Consider the following 237-nt stretch of genomic DNA (forward strand, 5'->3'; position numbering starts at 1 on the left):
ACTAAAATGCCAAAAATCAGCGATGATTTAATCCGCGAATTAGCTGAACAAGCACAGCTTGATACAGCCTTTAAAGCGCAAATAACGCATTTAGTTAAGCCTATTGAAGGCGACGGTCATCATATTAACGAGCAAGCTTATAAAGCTAAAATTGCATCACTAGCTGAACTTGCAAAAGTTAAAAAAGCATTACGTGCAAGAACCATCAAGCCAGGTGCTCGTTTTAGCATTACGCTT

General features: G+C 38.8%; 1 protein-coding gene. It reads left to right on the forward strand.

Features of this window, described 5'->3' with window-relative positions; genetic code table 11:
• On the forward strand, positions 1-237 hold a 237-nt coding region (locus tag SB756_RS35195; protein ID WP_410913897.1), incomplete at both ends, for a hypothetical protein.

Source organism: Pseudomonas sp. SIMBA_068, assembly GCF_046534705.1.
Lineage (GTDB): Bacteria > Pseudomonadota > Gammaproteobacteria > Pseudomonadales > Pseudomonadaceae > Aquipseudomonas > Aquipseudomonas putida.